This window comes from Phenylobacterium sp., from assembly GCF_030651755.1.
Classification (GTDB): domain Bacteria; phylum Pseudomonadota; class Alphaproteobacteria; order Caulobacterales; family Caulobacteraceae; genus Phenylobacterium.
On sequence record NZ_JAUSBZ010000054.1, the window covers coordinates 1 to 4,727 of the forward strand.

Sequence of the window (4,727 nt, forward strand, 5' to 3'; positions counted from 1 at the left end):
CGATTACGGCGACACCGCAGGCCGGGGTCTCGGCCAGCGCCTCAGCGGCCGCGTCAGGGGTCGCCATGAGGCGCGTGGCCCTTGGGCCGTTGAGGAAGACCAGGCTCGGTTCGTGATAGGGCGCGCTGATGATCTGGGGCCGGTCGCAGCCGGGGGCTGCGGCGCGGGCCGCCTGAGCGATCTGCGGGCTCAGCCAGAGGGCCTCCAGGCGCGGCAGGCCCAGCCCATAGGTGTTGAGCGACACCACGGCCGCGGCCACGGCGCCGGCCAGGACCGCCTGGTCAGGACGCCCGGCGAAAACCCGCCAGGTCATGACGCCCGCCGCGGCGATGGCGGCGGCGGCCAGCGCGATGGCGATCGGGTCGAGGCGCGCCTCATAGATCCAGAAGCCGACCGGAGCCAGCAGACTGACCGTCAGGCTGACCGCCAGCCACAGGAGGAGAACGAGACCGAACAGAACCTTGAGCCATCGCGCGTTCGCCTGCGGCTGCACGCTGGTCACGGCCGCGGCGGTCAGCACGGCGATGGCCGGAAAGACCGGCAGGACGTAGTGCGGCAGCTTGGTGGAGACAAACTCGAAGACCAGCCAGGCCGGGATGATCCAGCAGATCAGGAATTGGATTTCCGGCCTGCCCCGCTCCCGCCAGGCGAAGGGGACCGCCAGGGCCGCCAGCAGGGCGCCCGGCCAGAAGGTGAGCGCGAACCCCATGAGATGGTAGCCGACGGGGCCCCCGTGGGACTGCTGACCCGTGCCGACCTTGTGCAGCAGGTTGTCGCCGATGGCGACGCGGAAGAAGTCGCCGTCGGTGGCCAGTCCGATGGCCACATACCAGGGGGCTGCGATCAGCAGCGCCAGCGGCAGGCCCCAGAGCGGCTGCAAGGGCTTCAGACGGGCCAGACTCCGGTCCCAGAGGGCCAGGGCCACAGCGCCCAGGCCCACCACCAGCAGGATGATCGGGCCCTTCAGCATCCCGCCCACCCCCAGTGCGATCCAGAAGATCAGCACCGGCCAACGGGTGCGGGCGGCGCCGGCATAGACCCACATGAAGGCGAACTGGGCGATGGTCACCGCGGCCAGCAGCGAGGCGTCGGTCTTGGCGATCCGCGCCTCGAAGCCCAGCGACATGCACGAGGCCAGCAGCAGGCCGGCCAGCAAGCCAGTCCAGGAGCCAAACCACAGGCTGGTCATCACGCCTGTCACCAGCACAGCGGCCAGGGCCGCGGTCAGGGACGGCAGCCGAAAGGCCCAGATCTGTCGGGCGTCGGGGTCGGTGAAGGCCGCGGCGCTGAGGGCCTGCAACCAATAGACCCCCGCGGGCTGGAGGTAGCGAGGCTGGTCCTGAAAGCGGATGTCGACGAAGTCGCCGCTGGCCAGCATCTGGGTCGTCGCCACGGCATAGCGGGACTCGTCACGGTCCACCGGCGGCAAACTGGTCAGGCCCGGCAGCAGGATGGCCAGGGCGGCGATCAGCAGCAGAATCCCTTGCTTCAAGCTGAGCTTCTCACCGTCATCGACGGTCACGGTCGCGACTCCGAGATGGCCGGCGCGCGAATCCGGCTCTTCAGCCAGATCACTCCCAGGAGGTCGCCAACCCCGACAACGGCCCGTCCGAAATTGGTGTACTTCGACACCCCGTGCAGACGGGCATGATGGGTCACCGGATGGTTGATCAGCGGGTGGCCGTAGGACTGGAACAGGGCCGGCAGGAAGCGGTGCATGCCTTCGAAGCAGGGCAACCGCAGGAAATCGTCCCGCGCAAACAATTTCACGCCGCAGCCGGTGTCGGGGCAGTGGTCATTCAGGACCGCGGCGCGGAAACCGTTCGCAAGGCGGGTGGCCACCAGGCGCGGCCAGGGATCATCCCGGCGCACCCGGACGCCAGCGACCAGGGGGCGGCGTCCCTGAGCAGCCAGGGCGAGGGCCAGCATGTCGCCCAGGTCGCCTGGGGTGTTCTGTCCGTCGCCATCAAGGGTGCCCACCCACGGCGCTCGGGCGGCCAGAACGCCGGTGCGGACCGCCTGCGACTTGCCACAGCAGCGGTCGTGGGAGACCAGCCGAACCTCAGGGTGGCGCCTCGCCAAATCCAGGATCACCTGGGCGGTGGCGTCGGTTGAGCCGTCGTCGACGAACACGATCTCGAAAGGGCCGATCCCGGCCAGTTGGGCGAGACAGTCGGCGGTCACAGCCTCGACGTTCTCCGCCTCGTTGAGCACGGCGATAACCAGGGACAGTAAGGGGCCGCCTTGCGCATCCTCTGGCTTAACTGGGTGCTCCACGCCCCCTCCTAACTTGATCGAAGCCGCGGCCATCCGGCGGCAGGGGCAGGCGAGGATCTTCGCCACGGCTCAGCTCGGCCGCAGATGACCATAGATTCGTCATAACCCTTTGGGGGGCGGGCTGGAAACTGATTCCCTTGCGCCGGAAGCTCAGGGCTTTTGGATATGCGCAAAGGCTTTCGCCAGACCTCAGACCTTTCGCTCCGTCCCGGGCTTGCGGACGAAGCTGGCCATCTGGGTCGGGGCGCCAAACCTGGGATGGCTCCAGCCGATCCCGCCCAGGGTGACGGCATAGCCATTGCGCTGCGCGACGCCCTCGGCCCAGCCGGCGAACCGCGCCCTGGACCACTCGAAGCGGTGATCAGGATGGCGAAATCGGCCGGGGCGCAAGCCCAGCAGCGGATTGCTCTCCACATTGGGGGTCGTGATGATCACCAGGCCGGGGTGGGCCACGGCGAACACGGCCCGCTCCACCTGTGAGAGCAGGTCAGGCTCCACATGCTCCAGGGTCTCCATCATGACCGCAGCGTCGAGCCCCGCCAGCCTGGGATCGGCCTCCGTGAACGAGCCATGCGCCAGGCGAACGCGCGCGCCTGTCGAAGCCGACCCCAGGCGACCCCGCAGATGTTCGAGGGCGCTATAGGACTGTTCCAGGCCAATCACGGTCTCGAACTGCGGCTCGGCCACCAGGCGTTCCAGCAGCGCCCCTGACCCGCATCCAAGATCACAGACGGTTCGCACCCCATGAGCCAGCAACAGCTGAACCACGGTTTCCAGCCGCTCACGATGGAGGTCGCTGACCTGAGAGGCGTCGGGGGCGATCAATCGGCCCAAGCCCGATAGATGGTGCAGCTTTCGGCGGCGTCTCGCAGGGGGTTCTCGAATGGCACGATCGTGGCCTCAACCCGGGAAAAGACGCAGCCCAGGCGCGACAGAAACGCAGCGTCCGGGGCGGCGTCCGACCACAGGGCGAACACGCCCCCCGGGTGCAGCCACGGCTTCAGCTTGCGGAGGCCGGCCTCGGTGTAAAGATCTCCATGCGCGGCGTTCAGCCAAGCCTCGGTGGAATGATCGATGTCGACGGCCACGACGTGAAACCGTTGCGGCGCTGGGGGCTCGCCATTGCGGGCCATGGCGAAGAAATCCCCCTGCTCGAGCCGACACCGGGAGTCGCCAGACAGCCGCGGACCAAGATCAACCAGACCTTGCTGATGCCAGGCGATCACCTCGGCCAGCACCTCAACCACCACCAGATCGCGCACCCGTGCGTGGTCCAGGGCCGCAGCGGCGGTGTAGCCCAACCCCAGTCCGCCCACCAGGACATCCAGTTCACCCGCCGGAGCCGCCTCGATCGCCAGATGGGCCAGAGCTCGCTCACCGGCCGTGAACAGGCTGGACATGAGGAAGTCCTCGCCCAGCTTGACCTCCAGGACGTCCATATCCAGCGACAGCATCCGCCGACGGCGTAGGCTGAGCGCGCCCATGGGGGTCACATGATAGGCGAGTTCGGCGAATTGGCTCATAGGCGCTTGGCTCTATCCTGCCCGAAAACGCGGCGGCGCTCCGAGGGTAAACGAGAGAATCCGCAAGGTTTGCCTTGAGGATGTGCGGGTTCCGCTAATTCTGTGACCAACCACGCGAGAATCTCGCGCTGACACCAATCCCCTGTCGTCAAGCGGGGTGTTTCTTTGTAACATCTCCTCAGTCGATGGAGTGAGAGAACATGCGCCCAGCCTTCCTTCTCGGTTTATGCGTGGCCCTTGGCGCAGGCGCGGCTCAGGCGTGCGACCAGCACGACAACGACTACAGCCCCATGTCGGCCTATTTCAGCTATCGCGACATGAGCCCCGAAGAGCGGCGGACGGCAGACGCCGCCGCCCGCGAGGCCATGCGGGAAAAGGATATCATGGCCGGCCGGGCCGCGCTGATCTCGCGGTTCGCCATCAAGGTCGAGCGCGGCCCTGACGAGCCCGCCCTCGCCCAGGCCGCCCGCAACCGCACCGTGGCGTCGCGCTGACTCCCTCTGATCGCTCGCCCTTGGACATCGACGCGCCGATCGTATGACGACGCCAGCCGTACCGCTTATCGAGGCCAACAACCTCCGACATGAAATCGCCGGGCGCTGTGTGATGGCCGCGCCGGCCTTCGCCGCCGCTCGGGGCGAACATACCTTGCTGCTTGGACCGTCTGGCAGCGGCAAGACCACCCTGATCAACGTGATCACCGGCCTGATCACCCCGACCTCGGGCGAGGTGAAGATCGACGGAACGGCCATGTCCGCCCTGCCGGCCGCCCAACGGGACCAGTTGCGACGCCGGACCATCGGCGTGGTGTTCCAGACCCTGCGCCTCATCGCCGCCCTGACGGTTCGACAGAACCTGGCCCTGGCTCAGAATCTCGCCCTCGGCCAGACCGACGCCCCCACCATTGATCAACTGATCGCCCAGGTC

At 67.5% G+C, this 4,727-nt stretch carries 6 protein-coding genes; 2 read left to right on the forward strand and 4 right to left on the reverse strand.

The window, feature by feature from the left end:
* The 4 genes from Q7V15_RS05615 to Q7V15_RS05630 form a co-directional block, all read right to left on the reverse strand.
* On the reverse strand, positions 1-1,522 hold a 1,522-nt coding region (locus Q7V15_RS05615; protein ID WP_304754454.1), incomplete at its 3' end, for a glycosyltransferase family 39 protein.
* Complete coding sequence (locus tag Q7V15_RS05620; protein WP_304754455.1) at positions 1,519-2,277, reverse strand: glycosyltransferase family 2 protein; 759 nt, start codon at positions 2,275-2,277, stop codon at positions 1,519-1,521. The genes Q7V15_RS05615 and Q7V15_RS05620, both read right to left, overlap by 4 nt.
* A 189-nt stretch (positions 2,278-2,466) precedes the next feature.
* Entirely contained in the window at positions 2,467-3,102 is a 636-nt protein-coding gene (locus Q7V15_RS05625; RefSeq protein WP_304754456.1) for a methyltransferase domain-containing protein, read from the reverse strand.
* Positions 3,099-3,800, reverse strand: coding sequence for a hypothetical protein (locus tag Q7V15_RS05630; protein ID WP_304754457.1), 702 nt, complete (start codon positions 3,798-3,800; stop codon positions 3,099-3,101). Before Q7V15_RS05630 ends, Q7V15_RS05625 begins: the two co-directional genes overlap by 4 nt.
* A gap of 200 nt (positions 3,801-4,000) precedes the next feature.
* Here Q7V15_RS05630 and Q7V15_RS05635 point away from each other — a divergent pair, with 200 nt between their 5' ends.
* Positions 4,001-4,294 (forward strand): hypothetical protein, encoded by a 294-nt coding sequence (locus Q7V15_RS05635; RefSeq protein ID WP_304754458.1) that lies wholly within the window; start codon positions 4,001-4,003, stop codon positions 4,292-4,294.
* A 112-nt stretch (positions 4,295-4,406) separates the two neighbouring features.
* The coding region (locus Q7V15_RS05640) for an ATP-binding cassette domain-containing protein (RefSeq protein WP_304754459.1) at positions 4,407-4,727 on the forward strand (321 nt) is incomplete at its 3' end.